General features: G+C 59.9%; 4 protein-coding genes. All 4 read right to left on the reverse strand.

Annotated elements, in window-relative coordinates:
- Window positions 1–11 precede the first annotated feature (11 nt).
- Window positions 12–470: an REP-associated tyrosine transposase gene (locus WBB95_RS00755; protein ID WP_424485849.1), complete on the reverse strand. Its 459-nt coding sequence runs from the start codon at window positions 468–470 to the stop codon at window positions 12–14.
- An 89-nt stretch (window positions 471–559) separates the two neighbouring features.
- Window positions 560–1,639, reverse strand: a complete 1,080-nt coding sequence (locus WBB95_RS00760) for a polyamine ABC transporter substrate-binding protein (RefSeq protein WP_424485850.1) — start codon at window positions 1,637–1,639, stop codon at window positions 560–562.
- Window positions 1,640–1,699: 60 nt separating this feature from the next.
- Window positions 1,700–2,041: a cupin domain-containing protein gene (locus WBB95_RS00765; protein WP_424485851.1), complete on the reverse strand. Its 342-nt coding sequence runs from the start codon at window positions 2,039–2,041 to the stop codon at window positions 1,700–1,702.
- A gap of 26 nt (window positions 2,042–2,067) precedes the next feature.
- Window positions 2,068–2,950, reverse strand: an 883-nt coding sequence (locus tag WBB95_RS00770; protein ID WP_424485852.1) for an NAD(P)/FAD-dependent oxidoreductase, incomplete at its 5' end; no start/stop codon positions are given.

The raw sequence follows: 2,950 nt of genomic DNA on the forward strand, positions 1-2,950 counted from the left end.
GCGTGAGGCCCTCACAGCCACCAAACATCCCATAGCGGGTAATCGTGAACACGCCCCACCAAGCCGGCCCGAATCGGATTGCACACTACATACCGGGCAAAGTCTTTCAAGTCTGCTTCGTGTCGTACACCGCGATCGTGATAGCCCTTTTGCCATAACCGCCCTTTACGCCCGAGCGCCCGATTAACTGTCAAACCGCTGCGCGATTTAATCCCGCACATCAACTCCGCCAACGTTTTTCCCCGGAGCTGGACCAGCCAGTGAATGTGGTCAGGCATCACAACGAATGCCAACGAATCCGCCCACTGATCCTCGTGCGCATCGCGCAGTTGCTTCACTACCAATCGCCCAAGCAGCCAGTCATCGAAGATCGGCTCACGCCCGTTCACGACAGCGGTCAATAAATACACGCCTCCCACCTCTGAAACTCGGCCTGTGCGCAAGCGTCCTGACTGGTTCAACCTGAGCATTCCCTGCTCCCCGTTTGGCTAAAGGAGCAAGAAAGCTACAGGCAACACGGTGTAAAGGGCGAACTCAAAACGCGACGAAACATGACCGGTCAGCGCCCGGTGCGAATGGTGTTCCACACCCGTGTACGCACCCGGTCGATATTCAACGGCATGGCCTCCAGCGCAAACAATTTTCCCATCATTTCCGGGTTTGGGTAGACCTTGGTGTCCGACTTGATCGCCGGGTCCACCAGGCTGTCCGCCGCACTGTTGCCGTTGGCGTAGTGCACGTAGTTGGTGATGCTGGCCATCACTTCCGGGCGCAGCAGGTAGTTCATGAACGCGTAGCCGGCTTTTTCGTCCGGGGCGTCGGCAGGCATGGCGACCATGTCAAACCAGATGGCGGCGCCTTCCTTGGGAATGTTGTAGCCAATGTTCACGCCGTTCTTGGCTTCCTTGGCACGGCTTTCGGCTTGCAGGATGTCGCCGGAGAAACCGACGGCCACGCAGATGTCACCATTGGCCAGGTCGGCGGTGTATTTCGAGGAGTGGAAGTAGGCCACGTAAGGCCGCACTTTCATCAGCAGGTCTTCGGCCTTTTTATAGTCTTCGGGCTTTTTGCTGTGGTGCGGCAGGCCCAGGTAGTTCAGCGCGGCCGGCAGCAGTTCCGGGCCGTTATCGAGGATTGCTACGCCGCACTTTTGCAGCTTGGCCATGTTCTCGGGTTTGAAGATCAGGTCCCAGGAATCCACGGGCGCGTTGTCACCCAGCACGGCCTTGACCTGGTCGATGTTGTAGCCGATGCCGGTGCTGCCCCACAGGTAGGGGAAACCGTGGGCGTTACCCGGGTCGTTGTTTTCCAGGGCCTTGAGCAGCACCGGGTTGAGGTTTTTCCAGTTCGGCAGTTGGCTCTTGTCGAGTTTCTTCAGCGCGCCGCCCTGGATCTGCCGGGCCATGAAGTGGTTGGACGGGAACACCACGTCGTAGCCGGATTTACCCGTCATCAACTTGCCGTCGAGGGTCTCGTTGCTGTCGTACACGTCATAAGTGAAACCGATGCCGGTTTCGGCCTGGAAATGCTTGGTGGTGTCCGGTGCGATGTAGTCCGACCAGTTGTAGATCTTCACCGTTTCGGCGGCCTGGCTGATAGAGGCCACCAACATCAAGGGCAACAGGGCAATGGCTTTCATGGTTCGATTTCCTGGCGGTTTTAGGGCTGTTTTTATGGCAGGCGATCAAGGATCAAAGCGTTACAGAATCAGTACGTAGGTCTTGCGCACGGTTTCCTGGATATCCCAGACCCCGGTGCTGTTGGCCGGCAACATCAGTGCATCACCGGCTTGTAGGTGAACCACTTCACCGCTGTCGGGGGTGAAGGTGCAGCGGCCCTGGATAAAGTGGCAAAACTCCTGGGCTTTGATCTGCCGACGCCAGCGGCCCGGGGTGCAGGCCCAAATGCCGGTTTCGACGCCGTCGGTACGCTCCACGCTCAAGGTCGAGGCCACCGCCACCGGTTCGCCCAAGGGCACGGCCACCGGTGACGAATCCGGCAAGTGGGCATTCAGCGCGTCTTTGAAGTGAGTAATGCTCATGGGTTTTTCCGTGTGAGTGAAACAAATTAATGCATGAAACTTTCCATGAACCCGGCCACGCCGGTCGCCAACTTGCGGCGCCAAGGCGCGCTATTGGGGTTGGCCAATACCTGGTCTTCATGCACAAAGCTGCGAATGATCGCGTTGTAGCCCAACCAGCGGCAGGGTTCGGGTTCCCAGGCCTTAAGCGCGTCCAGGCCGCGCTCGCGGATCACCCAGGGTTGGTGCGTCAGCGGCGTGTCGAGACCCAGGATCAGGTCGGCCAGGGTGCGCCCCCCCAAGTGAGTGGCGCCCACGCCCTCCCCGCCATAACCACCGGATAACGCAATGCCGGTCTTGTGGTCGCACAGCATGTGCGGTCGAAATTGGCGCGACATGCCCAGGTTGCCGCCCCAGGAATGGGTAATCCTGACCTTCTTCAGCTGTGGGAAGAGTTCGCCGAACAGGTAGCGACGCAACTCCACTTCGCTGTCAGTCAAATCAAAGTCATGGCGCAATTTGCCGGCAAACTGGTAACCGCCCCGCGCCCCGAACACCAGGCGGTTGTCTGCCGTGCGCTGGCCGTAGGTCACTTGCCGGCTGCTCTCGCCGAACGCTTGGCCATGGCTCAAGCCGATTTCGTCCCAGGTGCTCGCGGGCAGTGGCTCGGTGGCGACAATCAGGCTTTGCACCGGCAACTGGTAACGCCCCAGCGGCGGCAAGGTCGTGGCATACCCCTCGACGGCCGGCACCACCCAGGCTGCGCGCACGCTCGCCTTGGCCGTGCGCAGGCTGCCGGATTGCCACTGGGTGACGGGGCTGTTTTCGTAGATCGTGACGCCCATGTTCTCCACCACCCGCGCCAGGCCACGTACCAGCTTGGCCGGGTTGATCGTTGCAACATGGGGTGCATAGATACCGCCATAGGGC

It is taken from the genome of Pseudomonas sp., assembly GCF_049645325.1.
Classification (GTDB): domain Bacteria; phylum Pseudomonadota; class Gammaproteobacteria; order Pseudomonadales; family Pseudomonadaceae; genus Aquipseudomonas.